The organism is Streptomyces sp. NPDC001852 (genome assembly GCF_042891825.1).
Classification (GTDB): Bacteria; Actinomycetota; Actinomycetes; order Streptomycetales; family Streptomycetaceae; genus Streptomyces.
In genome coordinates, this window is record NZ_JBIATN010000065.1 from 1 (window position 1) to 19851 (window position 19851).

General features: G+C 68.8%; 19 protein-coding genes and 4 pseudogenes. 10 read left to right on the top strand and 13 right to left on the bottom strand.

What is annotated here, in order from left to right:
* Together ACFYZB_RS45635 and ACFYZB_RS45640 are read left to right on the top strand one after the other, a co-directional pair.
* Window positions 1-809: FAD-dependent oxidoreductase (locus ACFYZB_RS45635; RefSeq protein WP_388767873.1), on the top strand; the 809-nt coding region annotated here is incomplete at its 5' end.
* Window positions 810-819: 10 nt separating this feature from the next.
* On the top strand, window positions 820-1776 hold the full coding sequence (locus ACFYZB_RS45640) for a sigma-70 family RNA polymerase sigma factor (protein ID WP_388767875.1): 957 nt from the start codon (window positions 820-822) through the stop codon (window positions 1774-1776).
* A gap of 106 nt (window positions 1777-1882) precedes the next feature.
* Here ACFYZB_RS45640 and ACFYZB_RS45645 read toward each other — a convergent pair.
* A pseudogene (locus tag ACFYZB_RS45645) lies at window positions 1883-2086 on the bottom strand (IS110 family transposase); the annotation flags it as partial.
* Here ACFYZB_RS45645 and ACFYZB_RS45650 point away from each other — a divergent pair.
* Together ACFYZB_RS45650 and ACFYZB_RS45655 are read left to right on the top strand one after the other, a co-directional pair.
* Window positions 2086-2250 (top strand): annotated as a pseudogene (locus ACFYZB_RS45650) (aldo/keto reductase); the annotation flags it as partial. The pseudogenes ACFYZB_RS45645 and ACFYZB_RS45650 overlap by 1 nt on opposite strands.
* Before the next feature lie 98 nt (window positions 2251-2348).
* Window positions 2349-3944 carry an ISL3 family transposase gene (locus tag ACFYZB_RS45655; RefSeq protein WP_388767878.1) on the top strand — a complete coding sequence of 532 codons (1596 nt, stop codon included), beginning with the start codon at window positions 2349-2351 and terminating at the stop codon, window positions 3942-3944.
* A 3-nt stretch (window positions 3945-3947) separates the two neighbouring features.
* On the opposite strand, the gene ACFYZB_RS45660 is transcribed toward ACFYZB_RS45655, so the two are convergent.
* The 8 genes and pseudogenes from ACFYZB_RS45660 to ACFYZB_RS45695 form a co-directional block, all read right to left on the bottom strand.
* A complete protein-coding gene (locus tag ACFYZB_RS45660) occupies window positions 3948-4316 on the bottom strand; it encodes a hypothetical protein (RefSeq protein ID WP_388767880.1) in 369 nt (122 codons plus the stop codon).
* A gap of 497 nt (window positions 4317-4813) precedes the next feature.
* Window positions 4814-5614 carry an arginase family protein gene (locus tag ACFYZB_RS45665; RefSeq protein WP_388767882.1) on the bottom strand — a complete coding sequence of 267 codons (801 nt, stop codon included), beginning with the start codon at window positions 5612-5614 and terminating at the stop codon, window positions 4814-4816.
* 76 nt (window positions 5615-5690) lie between these two features.
* On the bottom strand, window positions 5691-6683 hold the full coding sequence (locus ACFYZB_RS45670) for a zinc-binding alcohol dehydrogenase family protein (RefSeq protein WP_388767885.1): 993 nt from the start codon (window positions 6681-6683) through the stop codon (window positions 5691-5693).
* A 118-nt stretch (window positions 6684-6801) separates the two neighbouring features.
* Complete coding sequence (locus ACFYZB_RS45675) at window positions 6802-7257, bottom strand: transposase (RefSeq protein WP_388767887.1); 456 nt, start codon at window positions 7255-7257, stop codon at window positions 6802-6804.
* A gap of 19 nt (window positions 7258-7276) precedes the next feature.
* Window positions 7277-7720 carry an MscL family protein gene (locus ACFYZB_RS45680; protein ID WP_388767889.1) on the bottom strand — a complete coding sequence of 148 codons (444 nt, stop codon included), beginning with the start codon at window positions 7718-7720 and terminating at the stop codon, window positions 7277-7279.
* 806 nt (window positions 7721-8526) lie between these two features.
* A complete protein-coding gene (locus tag ACFYZB_RS45685) occupies window positions 8527-8667 on the bottom strand; it encodes a hypothetical protein (RefSeq protein ID WP_388767891.1) in 141 nt (46 codons plus the stop codon).
* A 1026-nt stretch (window positions 8668-9693) separates the two neighbouring features.
* A complete protein-coding gene (locus tag ACFYZB_RS45690; protein WP_388767893.1) occupies window positions 9694-10899 on the bottom strand; it encodes an acyl-CoA dehydrogenase family protein in 1206 nt (401 codons plus the stop codon).
* A gap of 500 nt (window positions 10900-11399) precedes the next feature.
* Window positions 11400-12244, bottom strand: a pseudogene (locus ACFYZB_RS45695) (DUF4158 domain-containing protein); the annotation flags it as partial.
* A gap of 260 nt (window positions 12245-12504) precedes the next feature.
* On the opposite strand from ACFYZB_RS45695, the gene ACFYZB_RS45700 reads away from it, so the two are divergent.
* The 5 genes from ACFYZB_RS45700 to ACFYZB_RS45720 all read left to right on the top strand — a co-directional run bounded on the left by ACFYZB_RS45700 (window position 12505) and on the right by ACFYZB_RS45720 (window position 17001).
* Window positions 12505-12768 (top strand): MarR family winged helix-turn-helix transcriptional regulator, encoded by a 264-nt coding sequence (locus tag ACFYZB_RS45700; RefSeq protein WP_388767896.1) that lies wholly within the window; start codon window positions 12505-12507, stop codon window positions 12766-12768.
* Between the two features lie 138 nt (window positions 12769-12906).
* Window positions 12907-14580, top strand: a complete 1674-nt coding sequence (locus ACFYZB_RS45705) for a DUF4157 domain-containing protein (protein WP_388767898.1) — start codon at window positions 12907-12909, stop codon at window positions 14578-14580.
* 30 nt (window positions 14581-14610) lie between these two features.
* Window positions 14611-14958 carry a hypothetical protein gene (locus ACFYZB_RS45710; RefSeq protein ID WP_388767900.1) on the top strand — a complete coding sequence of 116 codons (348 nt, stop codon included), beginning with the start codon at window positions 14611-14613 and terminating at the stop codon, window positions 14956-14958.
* Window positions 14959-15497: 539 nt separating this feature from the next.
* A complete protein-coding gene (locus ACFYZB_RS45715; protein WP_388767901.1) occupies window positions 15498-15767 on the top strand; it encodes a hypothetical protein in 270 nt (89 codons plus the stop codon).
* A gap of 13 nt (window positions 15768-15780) precedes the next feature.
* Window positions 15781-17001: a cytochrome P450 gene (locus tag ACFYZB_RS45720; protein ID WP_388767903.1), complete on the top strand. Its 1221-nt coding sequence runs from the start codon at window positions 15781-15783 to the stop codon at window positions 16999-17001.
* Between the two features lie 334 nt (window positions 17002-17335).
* Here the strand turns inward: ACFYZB_RS45720 and ACFYZB_RS45725 are convergent.
* Window positions 17336-17573 (bottom strand): annotated as a pseudogene (locus tag ACFYZB_RS45725) (hypothetical protein); the annotation flags it as partial.
* A 20-nt stretch (window positions 17574-17593) separates the two neighbouring features.
* Here ACFYZB_RS45725 and ACFYZB_RS45730 point away from each other — a divergent pair.
* Window positions 17594-17764: a hypothetical protein gene (locus ACFYZB_RS45730; protein ID WP_388767905.1), complete on the top strand. Its 171-nt coding sequence runs from the start codon at window positions 17594-17596 to the stop codon at window positions 17762-17764.
* A gap of 211 nt (window positions 17765-17975) precedes the next feature.
* On the opposite strand, the gene ACFYZB_RS45735 is transcribed toward ACFYZB_RS45730, so the two are convergent.
* From ACFYZB_RS45735 to ACFYZB_RS45745, 3 genes are all read right to left on the bottom strand, one after another.
* Window positions 17976-19196 carry a serine hydrolase domain-containing protein gene (locus tag ACFYZB_RS45735; RefSeq protein WP_388767907.1) on the bottom strand — a complete coding sequence of 407 codons (1221 nt, stop codon included), beginning with the start codon at window positions 19194-19196 and terminating at the stop codon, window positions 17976-17978.
* 222 nt (window positions 19197-19418) lie between these two features.
* Complete coding sequence (locus tag ACFYZB_RS45740) at window positions 19419-19544, bottom strand: hypothetical protein (RefSeq protein WP_388767909.1); 126 nt, start codon at window positions 19542-19544, stop codon at window positions 19419-19421.
* Window positions 19535-19851: helicase associated domain-containing protein (locus ACFYZB_RS45745; protein WP_388767911.1), on the bottom strand; the 317-nt coding region annotated here is incomplete at its 5' end. The genes ACFYZB_RS45740 and ACFYZB_RS45745, both read right to left, overlap by 10 nt.

The following is a 19851-nucleotide window of genomic DNA, read 5'->3' on the forward strand; positions in this document are numbered from 1 at the left end:
CAAACACCGGGCCAGGCACCACGACGTCGGCAAGACGCTCAAACGCGCCGAGTCAATCAAGGAACACCAAGCCCGCCGAGGATAAACGCCAAGCTGAGATCGCCGAAACGCGGCCCGGCCTGTCGGTGGCGTTGGTTGCCCGGGGCGAGCTGGGCGCCTCCCTCTCCGTCGGAGCCCGCAGCCACCTGCGTCAGGCTTGCGATCGGCTGGGCATCACCGTCCTGGAGCACACCGAGGTCGAAGCCGTCGAGGCGGCGCGGGTGCTGTGTGCCGACGGCACCGCCCTGGCGTCCGACGCAACCGTGTGGACGGCGGGGTTCGCGGTCAGCCCCATCGCCGCCGCTGGCGGGCTGGAGATCGCCGAGAACGGTCGGATCGTCGTCGATCGCACCATGCGGTCCCTCTCGCACCCGAACGTCTACGCCGCCGGCGACAGCGCCTACGCCGTCGGCGACAACGGCCGCCCGCTGCCGATGTCCTGTGCTTCGGCCGGCTACACCGGCATGCAGGCCACGGCCGCGATCGTGGGACGCCTGACCGGCCGCAAGATCCCGAACGCCAAGCTGGAGTACCTGGGCAACCACATCAGCCTCGGGCGGCGGGACGGGATCCTGCAGATGGTCGACGGCGAAGGGCAGGCAAAGCCAAAGTACGTGGGCGGCTGGAAGGCCGCGCGGATCAAGGCGGCCATCCTCAAGATGTCGCTGTGGACCACCTCGCACCCGACCTTCGGCCTGCCCAAGCGCAAGCACCGCCTGGCCGCTGCGCCGCACGCGTCCGCCGGCAAGGCGCCTCGCGTAGCCGCCTAGGGTGATCCGAGTGGACAACACCACGACCGATCGCTTCGGCACCAGCCGGTTCGAGGCCAGCCGGAACCGGCTGGCCTCGCTGGCGTACCGGCTGCTGGGCTCCGCCGTCGATGCCGAGGACGCCGTGCAGGACGCGTTCCTGCACTGGCAAGCCGCCGACCGGCAGCGGATCAAGGTGCCGGAAGCCTGGCTGACCAAGGTCGTCACCAACCTCTGCCTGGACCGGCTCCGCTCGGCGCAGGCCCGCCGCGAACGCACCGCGGGTGCCTGGCTGCCCGAACCGCTCCTCGACGGCGACCCGATGCTCGGCCCGGCCGACACCTTCGAGCAGCGTGAATCGGTCTCCCTCGCCGTACTGACGCTCATGGAACGCCTGTCACCCGTCGAGCGGGCTGTCTACGTCCTGCGCGAAGCGTTCTCCCACAGTCACGCCGAGATCGGCGAGATCCTCGACCTCACCGAGTCCGCAAGCCAGCAGCACCTCCACCGGGCCCGACGCCGCATCACCGGTGCGCGCCGCGGCGGCGAAGAGGAAGTCGATCCGGCATCCGCCCGCAGGATCGTCGAGGAGTTCCTCGCGGCCGCCTCCTCGGGCCGCACCGAACGGCTGGTCGCGCTGCTCACCGACGACGCCACCGCGATCTCCGACGGCGCCGGCCTGACCGAGAAGCTGCTGCAGTTCGACACCGCACAGCGCATCGCCGCCGTCGCCGGGGCCGGCTTCAAACCCACCCCCGCGAAACGGCGACTCGCCGGCGGCACGCCTGCCGTCCACTACGCGCTCGTCAACGGCGCCCCCGCCATCCTCTTCGTGATCGGCGACCAGGTCATCGGCGCCGTGACGTTCGACATCGCAGGAGGCAAGATCGCAACGGTGCGCGGCATCGCAGCCCCCGCCCGCCTCGTCCGACTCACCGAAGACTGGAGGCAGCACGAACCGGACACGCCGCTCATCACCCAGTGGTGAGCCCCTCGCCGACCGCCATCCGGCGCAGCGCCCGCGTTCACGGCCAGAAGCTCGTTGAACGGCTGCTACCTCGCCCTGGCGGGTGGGGAGATTCCCAATGCAGATGTCAAGCAGCAGCTGCGAGTGGAGGCAGGGCTGAGTAGCAGCGGTTGTCGCGAAGCAGAGCCCACAGAACGTTGACCCTGCGGCGAGCGAGGGCCAGGACGGCCTGGGTGTGGCGCTTGCCCTCGGCGCGCTTGCGTTCGTAGAACCTCCGCGACTCCGGACAGCTGCGAATGCTGGTGAGGGCTGACTGATAGAAGACACGCTTCCCACAACGCCACGCCGGCCCAGGTGCGGCTCGCCTGGACCCTCCACCGCGGTCCGCACGTGCTGGCCATTCCCGGGACCACGAACCCCGCGCACCTCGCGGAGAACATCGCCGCCGGAAGCCTGCGCCTGAGAGAAGACGAATTGGCTCTCCTTGGCAAGCCGGACGAGGGTACTGTTTTGAATTGGCTCTGGCCGCAGTTCCGTGAATCCCCAGGTCAGCGGCAGGAACGCGGGATCGTTTCGGCAGCGTACTTCCTGCCGTGGCGAGCAAGACGGTTGAGGATGTGCTGTTTCCCGGGATCGATGTGCGGGTGGAGGGGGTGAGCGACTCCTCCGGCATCCTGGTGGTGGAGGCAGTGTCGACGGCCCGCCCAGCCCGGTGCCCGAACTGCCGCAAGCAGGCCCGCCGCGTACACAGCACATATCAACGCACCCTGGACGAGCGGCCGTTGGGCTCACGCCGGGTCATAGTCCGGCTGCGGGTGCATCGGTACTTCCGCGACCGGAAGAGCTGTTCCCGCACGACGTTCGTCGAGCAGGTGCCGGGTCTGTCCACGCGCTACCGCCGCTCCAGCACCGGGCTGACGGGCTGGCTCCGGTCGATCGCGATCGAGCTCGGCGGACGTCCAGCCGCACGGCTGTGCCGCCGACTGCGGCTGACCGCGGGCCGGACCCGGCTGCTCAGACTGCTGACGGCACCGGAGGTGCCGGACCGTGCCCCGCGGGTGCTGGGGGTGGACGAGTTCGCCTTCCGCAAGGGCTGCACCTACGGCACCGTGCTGGTCGACGTCGAGGTCGGCCGGGTCGTGGACGTACTGCCCGACCGCACCTCCGAGACGTTCGCGGCCTGGCTCACCGAGCATCCCGGAGCCGAGATCATCTGCTGCGACCAGGCCACCGCCTACACCAAGGCAGTCAAGGAAGCCGCCCCCAATGCCCTCGAAGTCGCTGATCGCTGGCACCTGCTGCAGAACCTGTCCGCCGCGGTGGAGAAGACCTGTCACCAGCACCTCGACTGCCTGCGCAAACGTGCCGAGGAAGAGCCAGTGACTGAGGTGCCGGAGCCGCCCCCGATGCTGTTACGGCCCGCGGAACTGCCCCGCACCCAGATCATCGAACGCACCCGCCACCGCTACGAGGACATCCACCGCCTGCTGGAGAATCGCTGGACGATCAGCGCCATCGCCCGCCATCTGAACCTCGACCGCAAGACCGTGCGCCGCTTCCGAGACACCGCCCTCGACGAGCTACTGGCCTCCGCCCGCGAACGCCGCCCAAACGGCGTCCTGGAACCCTTCAAGGCATACCTCAAAGCCCGGTTCACCGAAGCTCACGGCCAAGTCAGCGGCACACGCCTGTTCCTGGAGATCCAGGCCCGCGGCTACCGCGGCAGCCGCCAAGTCGTCCGCAAACACCTCGCCGCCCTCCGCGCAGGCACCGCCGAACCGGTCCGAGTCGACATCCCCAGCCCCCGCAAGATCACCTCGTGGATCATGCGGCCCCGGGAGACGCTCACCGACAGCCAGGACGAGCCCCTCCTTCAAGTCCGACTCGCCTGCCCCGACATCGCCCGAGCCTGCGATCTCGCCCGGGCGTTCGCCGACCTGGTCCGTCACCAGCGCGGATACCTGCTGCTGGAGTGGATCCGGCACGCCGAGCAGGACGCCCCGAAGCCCATGGCGGGCTTCGCCGGCTTCCTCCGCCAGGACCTCGACGCGGTGACCGCCGGCTTGACCCTGCCCTGGAGCTCCGGGGTCGTCGAGGGACACGTAAACCGGTTGAAAACTCTCAAAAGAGCTATGTATGGCCGGGCCTCGTTTGAGCTCCTGCGGGTCCGGGTCCTCACCCAGCCATGAACATCACGGCAGGCGTGAACTGCTGCCGATATCCAAATGCCGTTGTGCAGCGGCGATGAACGCCTGCTCTGCGGATACCAGCCTCTCGCGGGCCTGTCGGTTGGCAGCGGTGAGATCCGGGTCGTCGAAGGAACTTCCCTGACGCCACGAATACGCCGACCCGAACAGTCCGAAGAGTGCCTCTGCGAGATCAGCCGCCAACGCTGCCATCTCGGCGGGCCCTTCCAGGAGGACCGCCGAACGCGCCACCTCGACCGATGGCTGCAGCCTCCATGCCTCCGCCATGTGCGGATGCCCGTCCTCACGGCTTATCTCAAATTCGTCCAGAGCGGCTGCCAAGGCCCCACGGGCGGCGCGCACGGCGTTGAGCAAGCCCAAGTAGGTATCCCGGCGCACCTCACGCTTCCAGCGCTGAACCCCCGACGGCTGGCTACGCGACCGCACCGGTCCGGCGCCCTCTCAACTGGGCGGACGGATCAGCCTGACGGCCTCGATAGACGGCTGGCAGAGAGTCGCCATTCTCAGAGCGGGCGTCGGCTACGTACTCGCGGTGCCCAAGTCCCAGTTCTCCCTGGCCGGCCCACGCATCGACCACGTCTTTGACCAGGCCCCCTCAGCAGGCGTGGAAGCGCCGTTCCTGCCGCCCAGGCGCGAAGGGACAGCGAGTATACGACTGGGACGCCGTCCAGCTGCGCACCGTGGCCGAGTTCGACGTGTTACGGGGACCAGGGCGCCGCCGTCTCGCGTTCGTCAGGACGCCGTGCGAACAATCCGGGCGGCGCGACTCGGCGACGCTCTGACCTACACCGCCGGCGGGGTATGTCCGTTCGCCGGGCGGGGTTGCTCACCGTGGCAGCGGTCGTGTCCGGCTATTGCCTCTCCTGGTCGAGAAGTGTGCCGACGGCTTCCAGGACGGGAGTCAGTTTGCGGAGTTCCGCCGGGTCGGCGGTGACGCATTCGGTGATTCCGGCACCGACGATCGGCCGGCGCAGCCCTGAAGCATCGGCAGTCAGGCTCCTGATGGCGGCTGCTAGTTCCTCGATGGTGAGCCCGCCTGGCTCCGGGCAGTTCAGGCCGCTGAACTCGGCAGGGTCCAGGACGTCGAGATCGATGTGCAGGTATAGCTCGCGGGGGCCGTCCAGGGAGGTGTGCCGGATGATGGGCAACAGCTCTTGTTCGGCGGCGTCCAGGTTGCGTACGCCGAACAGAGCGACTTGCCACTTCGCCAAGGGCGGGTCCGCCACCAGGGCCTGGTCGCCATCGCCGAATGCGGCTCTCAGCACCATGCCGTGGAATGCCCCCGAGGGCGAGGTTTCCGGCGTGTTGAGGTCGGCGTGCGCGTTGAACCACAGGGCCGTCAGGCGTGCTCCGTGGCGTCTGCGAGCGGCTTCCAGCGGCGCCAGTTCCACACTGCAGTCCCCGCCGATGGTCAGGACAGGACCGGCCGCTTCGGACAGGGCGGTTCGTTGTGCCTTGAAATTGGTGGTCAAGGCAGCGTGATGTGCGATGCGACCGTCGCGGTCGCCGTTGGCCGAGGCTACCTCTATTTCCCGTACCGGCGCGTCGAGTACTTCCGCAGCCAGCAGTGACAGTGCCCGGCATCCGGCCGGAAGGGCCGGCGCGCGCCGCGTCAGGGCACCGTGCTGCTGGGGAACGGAATGGATCAACATAGGACGAGGATACTGGTGGTTCGATGTCCGGTCGCCGGACGTCACCGCTTGTCTGGGACGCGCAGCGCCGGGATTCTCAGCTGATGCGCAGAACCGTCTTACCGGAATGGATCCCTGCCTCGAAGCTCCGATGGACGTCTGCGATCTCGGCGATCGGAACCACGGTCGGCGGCTCGTAGAACAGCTCACCGGAGGCCAAAGCGGCCAGCGCGGTGTCAAGGTGTCGGCCGATTGTCTCTGGCGACCGCCGCGCGACATCTCCGATGTTGAACCCGGCGAGAGTCTGCGTGTTCTTCCACAAAGCCCACAGGTCCTCGCTCCAGTCGCCATGCAAGCCCTGGTCGCCGTACATGACAACGCGCCCGAAAGGAGCCAGCAGGCTCAGGCTTGTCTTGCGGACCGGCCCGCCGATCGGGTCGAGGACGAGATCGACGCCGCGTCCAGCAGTCACGGCCTGCACGCCCCGTGCGAAGTCCTCGCGGATGAAGACCGCGTCGTAGCCTCTTGGCTTTTTGGCCGGTGAACCGACAGTGCCGAGGACCTGCTTTGCCCCCAGCGCCCGAGCGATGACGGCGGCCGCCCTCCCGACCCCGCCGGATGCCGAATGAATCAGCACTGTCTCCCCTGCGCGCAACCGCCCGACGTTGGTCAACAGGCCATAGGCGGTCGGATAGACGCACGGGACGCCGGCCGCCACTTGCAGAGGAAGCGCGCCGACTGGCCGGACGAAGTCAGCTGCTGTGACGGCGAACTGCGCGTACCCGCCGAAGGACGGCAGGTACGCGGCGACCTCGTCACCCACTGCCAGGCCCGTCACGCCCGCACCGATGGCCGCGATCCGTCCGGATGCCTCCAGCCCCGGGACGTCGTAGCCACCCGGCCCGTCCGGGGCACCGAACTCGCCGCGCCGGTGCTGGACTTCGGCGAAGTTGACGCCGGCGAAGGCGACTTCGATCAGGACCTGGCCGGGTCCGGGTTCTGGGATCGGAAGGTCGATGCGCTCGAAGACTTCGGGCCCGCCGTTCGCCTTAAAAGCATATGCGTGCATGCGTGACAACGCGTTACTCATGGAGATCGCTAACGTTTGATGGTCACCGCCCATTCCCCCCGAGCCTCTCTCACCGAATCCCGGCCAACCGCCGGAGCAGGCGGCTCCGAAGCCGGCTGCCGCGGGGGCCGCAGGTGATTCAAAGTCCTGATGGGGACAAGGATGCGCAGGTCACGAAGGTGTGATGGCCTGTTCGAGGCCGATACGAGAGCAACGAGACTCCGGTTGATGGGGTGACCTCGCAAGTCTCCAGTCGTTTGCTGCCGATCCGGCGGATGGCGGTGGGCGTCTGGTAGCCGCTCAGCAAGGTGAGCGGGCCGGTGTTGGTCAGCTCCAATGCCCTTTCCAGGCCGGGGAAAACGCCGGTGAGCTGGGCTCGGAGACGGTTGACTGTGCGGGTGCGGTAGGCGACCAGGTCCATGCGCCGGCCTGTGAGTGTCTTGAGGTCGGTGACGGTTTCGTCGTCGGCGCGTAAGGGGGTGCGGGTGTGGTGGACGCGGAGCTGGTCGGCGATTACAGCGACATCCTTGGCGTCTGTTGCAGCCCGCCCTCCTTCAGGGGACGAGTGGCGATAGGTCAGGCGGTCAGCGCCCACGGGCGCCGGGACCTGCTTGTTACGGGTGCTGTGTCGTGCCCGCCGTAGGCTGCTCCGTCCCGCAGTGTCGGCACTTGCGGGCCGCGGCGGGGAGGTCCTCGCAGAGGCAGGCGGGGCACGTCTTCACTGGACCAGGTTCTTTGAAAGCGGCGACACCGCGCCGGGCCTGGAACTTCTTGTACGGCACGACGATCAGGAAGTAGACGACGGCCATGAAGATGATGAAGTAGATGACCGCGGAGATGAACGACCCGATGTCGAGGAAGGTCGCCTTGTTCCCGGGCCGTCCGAGCTGCCAGCCGAGCCCGAAGGTCCGGCCTCCTTGCGCCCGCGCGATGATCGGGTTGATCACATTGTCCGTGAACGACTTGATGAGGGTGCTGAATGCCAGCGCGACGATCAGCCCAACTGCCACGACGACGATGTCGCCCCGCATCAGGAAGTTCTTGAATCCCCTGAGCATCTTGTCTCTCCGCCTCGGCGCCGATTCAACTGATGGGTCATCAAAAAACTATCCGCATAGCGCAGTGGGGCGCTGGTGTGACGCGCGGGAATCGCGGCACCGGAGCTGATCGATGCGCTTCCCGGTCCGGAGCCTCCGGCTCCGCGGGTGGTCGGCGTCGACGTGTACGCGACCCGCAAGGGCCGCCACTGCGGCATCGTCCTCGGCGACGTCGAGACGCGGTACTCGTCCGACCTGCTGCCCGACGCCGCGGTGGCGCCGGCTGGAGCGGGCGCTGCCTTCATGCCTCGCGCGCCCGGCGATGCGCCCTTGGGGGCTGGTCGTGCGCGGGTGGAGGCTCTGCGATCATCATTGGCCTCTGTGTGGGGTGACGACGTGCCTGTGGGAGTTGTGAAGTGGTTCGATCCGAAACGGGGTGTCGGCCGCGTCATGCTGACGCCGCGGGTGTCCGTGCGGACAATGTCTGCCGTCTTCGGATCTGCCAGGGTGACGTCCACCCGATCGTGCCTGGCCATGCGGCCGGCTGATGTCGCTCGAGCGATCTTCAGCATTTCGGCCCAGCGGCTTTCGCCTTCGTGCGGCCCCTGACCCCCCGCCGGTGCACAAAACCAGGGGCCGCTGACACGAGTGCGTGGTGTCGCTTCCTTCAACGTCGGGCACGGCGGCGGGGCGCGCCGGCGTCGACCGCGGGCGTGTGCAGGCTCCTCTGGCAGGGCTGGAGGGGCGAGCCCGAACTCGGCCAGCCACGGCCCGAAGGGTGGGGGAGTCCTGGCCCATCGAACAGGGCTCCAGCTCACGCCCGCCCTTCACCCGCTGCGGCCGAGCAGCTGCTCCACCTCGGGCGCGAGCCGCGCGGCCTGGACGTCGTCGCCGCTCTCCACCGTCAGGATGTAGTCGAAGCGGAGCTGGACCAGGTGCGGGGGCAGCGAGGGAACGATGGGGGACATGGGTAGCTCCTGACGTACGGTTGCCGTGCCGATCACGGCGACGTCCCAGCAGGGTCCGCCCGCCGACCTGTGGACAGAGGACGGAGAACTCTCTCCCGCGCATGGACGGGATGAATGGGGCTGCTAGGGCCAAACCTGGCCCCCTTATCCAGCCTGGTCGGTCCGACCACGAGTGCGACCATGACCCCTTGTCCAGGTCCGGCACCACCCCGACCAGGGTCGCGTTTTCCCTTGACCACGCTCGCTACCGGCCGCCGTCAGAGCGCGGCAAGGGGGTCTTGTGCACGCTGCTCCCTCGATCACCGCTCACTCAAGGGCGGCCCGGAGCGAAGGAGCCACCGTGATGACCACGCACCGACCACCGGCAGGCGCCCGGCATGCCCGCCCCGACCACGGACCCGACCAGCACCGGGCAAGCCGCCCCAGCCTCCTGTGGCACCCACTTGGGATGCCACTTTGGTGCCCGGCACCGAGCAGGACGGAAAACCTGCAGCTCACCACGCAGATACGGCCGCCCGCCGCCTCGTCACAACCCTCTTCTCTCCTCATGAACGTGAAAGGAATGTCCGTGGAGGAGGAGATCATCGGGTCCGGGGGCCGGATGCCCTCTGCGGCCGGGCGGGGCCGGCGCCCAGCCGGTGGCCGTGTGCGACGGGCGAGGGAGCTGGGCTGATGGCGGGGACGCGGAAGACGAACCCGGCAGGGAAGAGGATCCCTGGTCCCCGCCAGGAACATCCCGAACCACAGCGTGACCGCGCAGGACGGCGTTCTGCCCAGCCACGTCGTCCGTCCCCGCGGCTGCCGCCAACGCATGGCGATGGCGGAGAGCGATGCCGACGAGGAGCCGTTGCTGATCGGGGGAGCTCACCGGACCGCACGCGCGGGGCGTACAGACCCGCGCTCAGGCGGCCATCTGCTGACGCCGCGTCGCCCTGTGTGGCTTGCGGGCCGCCGTTTCCTGCTGCCCCGCCCTCCTGTCCTGGGTAGCAGCTGGGGTGCGCCGGGGCGTCCTCGAGGGCTGCCCGTTCAGATCAGTGGGGTGATCTGGTCCTCGATACCGAGCAGGGCCCGGCCGTACATCTCGGTCGCGATGGCGGGGTTGACCATGGCATGGCGCGTGCCGGTCTCCAGATCCCGCCAGATGCGCTGCAGCGGACTGCCGTCGGCGAAACTCCGGGCCCCCTGGACGCTCAGCAGCAAATCCACTGCGTCTCGTGAGCAGCGGGCGACTGTGCCGATGTCCATGCGCGCCCGGGTCCGGTTGACCAGGGGCATGCACTGGCCGCTCGACGCCCAGCTGTCGACATCGTCCGCGGCACGCATCAGGTGCAGGGTGGCAGTGTCGATCAATGATGCCGCCTCGGCGAGCTGCATCTGGGTGGAGGGTGCCTCGCGTGCCTGTGTGTAGTGCGTATGCGAAATGCCCCGGCCCGTGGCGAGGGAGGCCCGCACCAGTTCCATCGCGCCGCGGGCCAGGCCCAGCAGGGGGCCGGCGAGCGACAGGGCGAGCGTCGGGACGAACGCCGCGCGGTACAGGGTCTCCTCCTTGAATTCGGTCGGATAAGTGCCCTGGAGCGCGTGTGTCACCGACAGAATGCGGTGGGCTGGGACGAAGACGTCGTCGGCGATGAGTGTGTTGCTGCCGGTGCCGCGCATCCCGGCAACGTGCCAGGTGTCCTCGATCGTCAGCTGGTCCATCGGGACCAGGGCCAGTGCTTGGTCCAGGTGCTCGCCGTGCTCGCCCGTGAGCGTCATGCCGAGCAGCGCCCATCGGGCGTGGAGGCAGCCGGAGGCAAAGCCCCACCGTCCGGTGACGATGCTGCCTGTGTCGGCTGTCCTGCCGGTCCCACGGGGTGGCAGGACAGCGCAGGCACGGGTGCTGGGATCCTGCGCGTAGACCTCACGCTGCGTGCGTTGGGGGTAGAGGCCGATGAGCCAGCCCGAGATGTTGATCAGGCTGGTGGTCCAGGCAGTCGATCCGCAGCCGCGGCCGAGTTCCGAACCCACTTCGACCAGCGTGCGGATGCTTTCCTGATGGCCCCCGAGCCGCTGGGGAACGGTGAGGCTGAACAGGCCGGCCCCATCGAGTGCCGCGATGTTCTCCGCAGCAACGCAGCGGTCGTGATCGGTGCGGGCTGCATTGCGCCGGAGTAACTCGACCAAGGCTGCGGCCCGTCCGGGCAGCGTGGCCTGCTCGGCGTCTGGGGCAGGTTCCGCGGCGCCCATCGTCATGGGGGTCCCTCCTTCACATGTGAAAGGGCCAGGCAAGAGGCCAGTACCGGCACCGTACCCGTATGCCTGCCTGTGCTCCCTGGTGCGGGCCGCTTGCTGCACAGAATCGAAAGTGCGGTCCTGCAGCCTCCTCAAGGAGGGCGATCCCAGGGATTCTCGCACTTCCCGCGGGTGCTCGCTTGTGTCGTCAGTTCCCCACAGGTTGGGAGGCTGACGGAGAGAACGAAATGGCCGTTGACAGCTGTGGTTGCTGGGAAGGCGTCACTCGCCAGGGGCCCTAAACCGCTCGCGGCGGTGAAGCCGCAGCTTTCCCCTCAAGGGGCAGCCCCGGCGCACACCCCGGCCTCCTCAAGCCTCGATCCAGCAGCCGGAAGGCGCTGGGTCCCGGAAATCCCGGCCTGGCCGGCCGGGCGTGATCCCGCTCCAGGAATCCGGGGTGCACCGGGAGGTCCGTTCTTGCCGTGGGTCCGATGCCATGTTGGCTGGCCGTGGGCTGTGCAGAGCATCGCCGTGCGCTTCGGCTCCGACACCCGCTCCAGCAACGCCGCCTTCGACCCCAGGGCGTACCGGGCCAGCGCCGCCATCCGGTTCGGCGGGATCTGCGACAGCTTCAGCCGCCCGAGCTGGAACGCGCTGATCTCGTCCACCCGCTCCAACGCGCGGGCGAACGCCGTACCCGTCGTCCGCGTCGGCGGCCGGCGCAGCCGCTCCAGCTCCGAGAACCGCGAAACTCCGGCGTCTTCAGCGTCTCCACCAGGTCGCCGGGCAGCGCCGGATCCGCACGGCGTGCAGCTCCCGCGACGGTGGCGTGCAGCCGCGACCTTCCGCACCTCCGACACCTGCCGGGCCAGCACGCTCACCCCCGGCAGCAGCACCCGGTTGCGGCGCAGCCAGCCCACCGCATGGTCGAACAGCGCCTTCGGACCCTCGGCGTCCAGGTCCGGCCGTGCAGGAAGGTGCGGAACCGCCGCGACCACTTTGCATCCTCGTACTCGTGGTACTCGTAGGCGCCCCGGATCTCCCACGCGTGCTCGTACGCCGTCTTCGGCCGCTCGGTGTACCGCTTCACCACCGACGGGTCCGCGATCCCGAGCTGCCCGGCCAGGTGCTCGACCACCGGCCACGGGGCATTGAGCGGGTCATCCGGGAGGAACCTGCCGATGTGGCGCACGGTGCACATCTGGAGCGCGAAGCCCAATTGGTGGTGCGTGGAGCGTCGCAGCGCGATCAGATCGCGGTCGACGTCGTGCAGGAAAAAGAACCGCTCCAGCTCGGGGCGGGTCGGCTCCTCGGCGAACTTCCCGTACGCCTCAGCCTGCTCATCAGTCAGACACTCCACCGGCACGACCGGACCGTAGCCAGCACCGATACCGGCCCGGCGCATGATGCTTGCTGCCTGTCTTGCGCCGTCGACCGGCGACGGACCGGTCGCGGCCCCCCCTTTTCGCTGGGATGTGGGAGGCATCCACGCACGCCCGCGACCAGTCAAGTTCGCCGGCCGCGTTCAGCTCGGCGAGCAGGATCTGGTGCAACTTGCCGAAGTCTCCTGCCTGTTGCCAACGGTCCAGGCGCCGCCAGCAGGTCAGCGTTCCCACCGCCACCCGCATGCTCAAGCACCTCGAAACGGCCGGCGTGGTCACGCGGCAGCGCTCCCCGCATGACGAGCGCCAGGTCCTCGTCCGTCCCACCGACGACGGCGCGGACCGGCTCGCGGCGATGCGGACGGAGCTGAGGGCCCGCCGGACGGAGGCGCTGTCCCACTTCAGCCCGCGGGAACGCCACGAACTCGCCGCGCAGCTCCAGCGCCTGGCCGACGTCATCGGCGACACTGTCCCCCAGCCCGACCGGGACGACACCACACAGCGGTGACACCCTCCGGGGACCTGCCGGATCGCGCCGAACGTTGCCTCTCCGGTCAACCGAGTCTGCCCCGACGGCCCTTGTACGGAGCGGTGGTGATCGTCTACCAAGACGACAGGACATCACTCCCGGCCAACAGGAGAGTTCATGCACGCGCACGGCAAAAGCCGGAAGGACGACCTCCACGACGAGCGGCTCCCGGCACGCAGGCCGAAGGCTTCGGGCGCCGGTCCGGCTTCGGGCCTCATAGGCCTGCAGGGAAGCATCGGCAACGCGGCGGTGGTCCAGCGGATGCGGCGCGCGGTCGTGGCCCAGGAGGAGCAGGAACATCGGCACGAAGCCGGTTGCGGCCACGGCGGGAGCGCGCAGGCCCCGGTGCAGCGGTCCTCGGTGCACGACGTCCTGCGTGGCGCGGGCCGTCCGCTGGACCGTTCCACCCGCGCGGACATGGAGTCCCGGCTCGACGCCGACTTCTCCGACGTCCGTATCCACGACGACCGTTCGGCCAAGAACTCCGCGTCGGAGATCGGCGCCCGCGCGTACACGTCGGGCAGTCACGTCGTCCTTGGGGAAGGCGGCCGGGACAAGGAGACGCTGGCGCACGAGCTGACCCATGTGATCCAGCAGCGGCAGGGGCTGGTCTCCGGCACCGACAACGGCTCGGGGCTGTGGGTGTCGGACCCGTCGGACCGCTTCGAACGGGAGGCGGAGGCGAACGCGCGGCGCGTCATGAGCGCGCCCCGGCCGGCCACGCATGCCGGTGCGGACGGGGCGGTCCAGCGGGCCTCGGCGCGGCAGGCGGCCCGTACGGCGTCCGTCCAGCGGATGCCGAGGGCACCGAAGGTGAAGACCGGCGGCAAGAGGAAGGGCAAGAAGGGCAGTACGCCCAACGCGAAGGACGAGCTGATCAAGGAGCTGGTCCGGACCTGGGGCTGGACGGCGCACGGCGGTGCCCAGAACCGTACCCTGCACCTGACGGAGGCGCCGCAGGAGAACCAGACCGGGGGCCTGAACGCCACGGAGAAGATCTACAAGGGCTCGGGGAACACCCGTCCGCCGAAGGACTTCGCCCCCGCCCGGACCACCCAGAGCATGCGCTGGATCGCGACCCTCGCCAAGGAGTACCTCGGGAGCGTCACCTCCTCGGCCGCCGAGGAGGTGCAGGTGAGCGCGATCGGCACCGACCTGTACATCTCCGCCAACCGCAACATGCACAACGCGAAGCTGCGGGAACTCGCGGGGCAACACGGCACGGGCAAGGCGTTCGCCATGGCCCTGGTCGAGCACTTCGGAAAGCCCGATGCGGAGGCCCAGGACCGCTTCGCCCGCCACACCGGCAAGCTGTCGGACCGCGTGGCCGAGGGCGAGACCGAGAGCGGGGACTACGCCGAGATCGCGAGCATGGCGGTCAAGGTGCCCGAGGACGTCTCCGCCGACGACGACGGCCTCCACGCCGAACGGCGACTGCAGAAACTCGAGGGCTTCGACCCTGCGAAGACGGTCGGCGTCAAGCGCCCCTGCGTCGTCTGCTACACCCAGATCTACGCCACCCCCGTCCAGGACGGCGACGTCGAGGTCTACCCGGGCCCGCTCTGGCCGAGCAAGGCGGCCAACAAGGGCATGGAGGACTACGAGGAGGAGAGCGTCAAGGACTACGCCAAGTACTTGCACGAACTGGTCGAGACGGCCGGCGGCACCTACATCACCTTCACCCAGCAGGGCGACCTCACCTGGGACCAGAACAGCGACTCCGACACGGACCGCGAGGGCACGAAGGTCGGCGCGGGCGCCGACGCCATGGAGGTCGACTCGGACTCCTGAGGGGTCCGTGATCGTCCAGGCAGGTCCAGCTTGCGCAGTTCGCGCCCGCCGACCGAGCGCAGGGTGTTTCGCGCGCGGTCGGCCCAGGCGCGAGCCCCCAGGGCCTCGAAGACGATCACCGAAGATGCCGTCGACCACGAATCCGTCCACGAGTGCGGCGTCGACACAGACGCCGACGCGGTCATCGACGTCGCCATTCGGGTGCGCTTTTCCCCGGTGCGGGACAAGCAGCAGACCGCCGACGTGCGACTGGTCACCGGCAGCGACGCCGCAGCCGACTTCCGGTGGACGGGCCGGGATGGCATCCCCCCGCGTGGTGGTGTAGGCGATCAGCGTGCGGGTGTGCGCGGGCGGATGCCCGGGGCGCGCATCCGGTGACGGTCTCCGCTCCCTGCGCATGAGGCAGCCACCGTGCAACTCTCCCTGGTAAACCGGAAGTTCAACGCAGGAGGTGCGCGGTGGCCTTGTCCCGGTCTGACTTTCTCCGCCTGCTGGAGTCACTAGGTTCGGCGGACGGACTCGAACGCGTGTGGAGTGTGGCCGAGCGGATGCTGCAGGTGCTGGTCGAGTCCGAGGCCGCGGCCCCGGATCGGCGCCGAGTGGACAGAGCACACCGAGGCCCGCACCGCCTACCGCAACGGGCTCCTGCGGTTGGTCACCGCCGTGCCCTTCGAGATGCACGACCAATGGATCGTCTTCTCCCGCCGCTACCTGCCCGAAGGCAGCATCGACGAAATCTACGCCGTCGAGAGCCCTCGCCAACACCGAGTGCTCGGGAGACCTGCACGCAGGCGATGCCTCCGTCCGCGAGGCCCAGGACAGCGTGCTGCACCGCGCCCCCCGTTGGCGATCTTCGTGATGACCGCCCCGACCCGGCCGGTCGGCATCGGCGGCGTCCTGCTTCCGGCCGACCGCTGGTGGTCATCAGTCACGCCGCCTGCAACAACGACCCCACGCTGGGATCCCACCGGCCGCTGGGCAATCGGGCCCACCTCACCTGGGGAGCCGGCCCGCACAGCTGCCCGGCCAGATCGCTTGCGTATCTCATCGCCGAAGCCGCCATCCTCCACGTCGTCGACGCTCTGCCCGGGATGGACCTCGACGGCCACCGGGAGGACGTCGTCTGGCGCCCCGCTCCCTTCCACCGCTGCCTGGTCGCCCTGCCCGTCACCTTCCCCACGAGCTGAAAGAGACCTCACCGTGTCCGAACAGCAGATACTCGTCCTCGACCCGACCGGAGCCGACCCGGATGCCGAACACCAGGCCTTGCGCGAGCGCGGCCCGGCGACGCTGGTGGACATCCTCGGCGTGCGCGCCTGGTCGGTCTCCGACCCGGCCCTCCTCAAGCAGCTCCTGACCAGCAAGGACGTCTCCAAGGACGGCCGCGCCCACTGGCCGGCCTTCGCAGAGACCGTCGCCACCTGGCCGCTGGCCCTGTGGGTCGCGGTGGAGAACATGTTCACCGCGTACGGCAAGGATCACAGCCGCCTGCGCCGCATGGTTGCCCCCGCTCTCTCCGCCCGCCGTACCGCCGCCCTCCAGGCGGACATCGAGGCCCTCGTCGACGGCATCCTCGACGGCCTCCCGACCAGCGGGACGGTCGACCTGCGCGAGCACCTCGCCTACCCGCTCCCGATTGCTGTCATCGGCAAGCTCATGGGGGTCCCCGCCGACCAGCGCGCCCGATTCCGCACCGTGGTGGACAACGTGTTCGCCACCCATCTCTCCGTCGAGGAACAGGCCGCGAACACCGCCGCCCTCTACAGCCTGCTGGACGTCCTGATCGAGACCAAGCGCACGGAGCCCGATGAGGACATGACCTCGCTGCTGATCGCCACCCGCGACGAGGAAGACGGCTCCGCCCTCAGCCACGCCGAGCTACGCGACACACTCCTGCTGGTGATCAGCGCCGGATACGAGACCACCGTCAACGTGATCGACCAGGCCATCACCACCCTGCTGACCGATCCCCAGCAGCTCGCCCACATCCGGGAAGGCCGCTGCACCTGGCAGGACGTCGTCGAGGAGACCCTGCGCCACCAGCCCGCGGTCAAGCACCTTCCCCTGCGCTACGCCCGCACCGACATCCCGCTCCCCGACGGCCAGACGATCAAGGCCGGCGAGGCGATCCTTGCCTCCTACGCCGCCGCCAACCGCCACCCCGACTGGCACGAGGAAGCCGACCGTTTCGACGCCACCCGCCCCAGCAAGGAACACCTCGCCTTCGGACACGGCGTTCACTTCTGCCTCGGTGCCCCGCTGGCCCGACTCGAAGTCGCGACCGTGCTGCGCCTGCTCTTCGAACGCTTCCCCGACGCCCAACTCGCCACGGAGCGAACCGCGCTGAAGAGGCTGCCGAGCCTCATCAGCAACGGACACGCCTCCGTCCCCGTGCGCCTGCGCCCGATGCCGGGCCACTGACCGATACCGACGGGGAAGACCACCATGACTGCCCCCGCCCCCGACCACGCCGCTCACCCGGCCGAGAGGCGCATCGCCCAGCACGTGGTGAGAGCCAGCTGGCTGATGCGCCCACTTCCGGCCCAGGTTCCCGATGAACCCTGGGCAGACCGACGGCAGCACACCGGACAGCGACGGGTCATCGGTCAGGGAACCGGCCGGGAAACCGCACGCGAGGAGCGGTCATGAAGAAGGCATACGAGGCACCGACGCTCGTCGGCATCCACGCTGGCCCCCACCAATGCGTGTTCACCCGCTGGCAGCCTCCCCGCTGAGCGACCGCCGGCCGTTCACCTCACAGGTCCGTCCACGGGCGGGCTTGCCGCCGACCAGAGGCATCCACACGTCCTGGGCGGGACCGTGCTGCTCCAGGTCTTCCAGCACGGCGGCTCCCAGCCGGACTTCGCGGGCGAAGCCCGCCACGAGCGGGTGCTGAGCCACCATCGCCTGCAGATCGCTCATCCGATTCTCCAGCCTGGCCCGTGAGGCACCGGTGAGCACGAAGAGCACACGGGAAAAACCGGATACCAGCGCTGTCAGCCTGCCCCAAGGGATGGGGCTGCAATTCGTGGAGGAAGGCAACCCCGGCTACCAGCTGACCGTGCTGGACTCCGACGGAGCACTGAAGAACTACGTCGGACAGCTCTCCCCAGACGGTCAGACCCTCTCCTTCTCCAAGGTCAACCTGGCGCTCCCAGGCAAGTCCTCCACGTCCACCGCGTAGGTGGCGGTCAAGGCCGCCGACCCGAACACCACGGGCCGCACGTCTTTGACGTTCCAGGTGGGAAGCCAGACGAGCCAGAGCACCCCCCCGTCGAGGTCGGCGCCCGCTGACCCTCAAGGCCGCGCCCGCACCCCGACGGGGCGCGGGCGCGGCGAGCAGCAGAGCCCGATGCCGCCGGCCTTTCAAGTGCGAGCGCAACGGGTGGGCACGGTCAGCCGCGTGGGGCGGTGGGGTTCAGGACCGCGGTCAGCAGGCGGTTGGCCAGCGGGGTCGGGGCGCCGAAGTCCAGGCTCAGATTGGAGACCGAGTAGATGCCGCGCAGGGACAGGTCGCGGGTGGCGAACATGCCGTTGGCGTAGCCGTCGTCATGACCGGTCTTGCCCCACAGCACGCCACCGCCCGGCAGCGGGGTGGACATCAGCCCGGCACCGAAACAGGCCTGCTTGTTGCAGGAGGTGCCGATGAACGGCACGGGATTGCCGTCGCTGCCCTTGGGCACGGTGAACATCTCGTTCAGCTGGTCGGCGGGCAGCAGCCGGCCCTGGAACAGTGCGGTGATGAAGCGGTCGAGGTCGGCGGGGGTGGAGATCATGTTGGACGGGTCTCCGCCCTGTTCGCTGACGTCAACCGCCGTGCCGTTGCCGTCGGTTATGTAGCCGTGCAGGTAGGGGCGGGGCATCACCGGGTCGTTCTCGGGTACGGAGGTCTGGTTCAGGTGCAGGGGCTTCAGGATGCGGGTGGTGACTTCTTCCCTGAAGGAGTGTCCGGTGATCTGTTCGATGAGCTTGCCGGCGATGCGGAAGCCGAGGGAGTTGTACTCCTGCTTGGTGCCGGGCGTGAAGTGCGGGCCGGGCCAAGGACGGCGGTCGTTGGGGCGCAGGGTGGTGTTGATGATCTCGTCGAAGGTGCGGTAGCGGTAGCGGTCGGCGATCGTCTCATCGACGCTCGCGGCGGGCTTGCCTTCGTCCACGTCCGGCAGCCCGCTGGTGTAGTTGACCAGCTCACGGACGGTGATCGGCTGGAAGGTGTCCGGGAACAGGCCGGGCATGTAGTGCTGCACGGTCTGGTCGAGATCGATCCGGCCTTCGGCGGCAAGCTGCAGGATCACAGTGGTTTCGAAGACCTTGGAGATGCTGCCGATGTGGAAGTGCGCGTTCGGCGAGATCTTCCGGCCGGTCTGACTGTCGATCGTGGAGCCCTTCCACAACTGGCCCGGCTCTTCGACCCGGGCGATCGCGCCAGCGGCGTCATCGGTGGGCCGGGTCTGGATGGCAGCCTGCAGCGCGGCCGGATCCAGTGAGGGGAAGGCGGGTGCGGAGCTGGCGCGCGTGCCACCCGCGGCGAAGGCCTGCGGGCCAAAACCGGCACCAAGACCGGCAAGGGCGGCACCGACCAGACCGACGGCGGCGACACGATGGGCGAGCGTTTTCATCTGAATTCCCCGTTAAATTACTTCGGCTGAGCACCCGTTATCTACATGATCAATATTCGTCCCGCCGCCGCTCCGACGGCTATCGGGATCACCCCTGAACCGCCCCCGAGACCCACCCCGAGAGCGAGTTGGGGTCGACCCTGACATCGCCCTCCCCGGCGAAAGCACCGGCAGTCGGCCCACCAGGTGACCAGGCGATGACGCCGATCCGCTGCTGCGCCGTCATGCAGTGACTGCTGCCGCGATCCGCCCGATCTGGGCGAGAGTGCCCGCCATGACGGCGTGCACGTGCTCGGTGACCAGTTCCACGCAGATGCCGCACCCCGAACTGTCGCCAGCTATGTCCATCGCATGCCGATGGCAGAGAGCTGTTCCACGCGCTCGGGGGACAGTGTGGCGGCTCTGCTGCGTTGGTTGCTGATCCACGCTCCGAGCTTGATCTCCCGTGGCCCCTGGCCTGCGCCGTTCCTGCCGTCGTCGATGACGGTCTCGACGTGCTTCCTGGGTACTCGCAGGTGTCCCTCGCGCTCGTAGAACTGGTGGGCGGCGGCGTATTTCATGGCCCATTTGCCGGCCTGGCTACGGCGCGGCTTGGGCTTCTCGTCCTCGCTCACGGGCTCGATCCCCAGGACGTGTTCGCACATCCACTGCTGCA

What these genes read in the sequence shown, in the direction of transcription:
- ACFYZB_RS45700 (WP_388767896.1), top strand. Translation starts at nt 12,505, where the DNA reads ATGCTCAAGCACCTCGAAACGGCCGGCGTGGTCACGCGGCAGCGCTCC.
- ACFYZB_RS45685 (WP_388767891.1), bottom strand. Translation starts at nt 8,667, where the DNA reads ATGTCCCCCATCGTTCCCTCGCTGCCCCCGCACCTGGTCCAGCTCCGC.
- ACFYZB_RS45665 (WP_388767882.1), bottom strand. Translation starts at nt 5,614, where the DNA reads ATGTTGATCCATTCCGTTCCCCAGCAGCACGGTGCCCTGACGCGGCGC.
- ACFYZB_RS45730 (WP_388767905.1), top strand. Translation starts at nt 17,594, where the DNA reads ATGGGGCTGCAATTCGTGGAGGAAGGCAACCCCGGCTACCAGCTGACC.
- ACFYZB_RS45740 (WP_388767909.1), bottom strand. Translation starts at nt 19,544, where the DNA reads ATGGACATAGCTGGCGACAGTTCGGGGTGCGGCATCTGCGTGGAACTG.
- ACFYZB_RS45680 (WP_388767889.1), bottom strand. Translation starts at nt 7,720, where the DNA reads ATGCTCAGGGGATTCAAGAACTTCCTGATGCGGGGCGACATCGTCGTC.
- ACFYZB_RS45670 (WP_388767885.1), bottom strand. Translation starts at nt 6,683, where the DNA reads ATGAGTAACGCGTTGTCACGCATGCACGCATATGCTTTTAAGGCGAAC.
- ACFYZB_RS45705 (WP_388767898.1), top strand. Translation starts at nt 12,907, where the DNA reads ATGCACGCGCACGGCAAAAGCCGGAAGGACGACCTCCACGACGAGCGG.
- ACFYZB_RS45735 (WP_388767907.1), bottom strand. Translation starts at nt 19,196, where the DNA reads ATGAAAACGCTCGCCCATCGTGTCGCCGCCGTCGGTCTGGTCGGTGCC.
- ACFYZB_RS45690 (WP_388767893.1), bottom strand. Translation starts at nt 10,899, where the DNA reads ATGACGATGGGCGCCGCGGAACCTGCCCCAGACGCCGAGCAGGCCACG.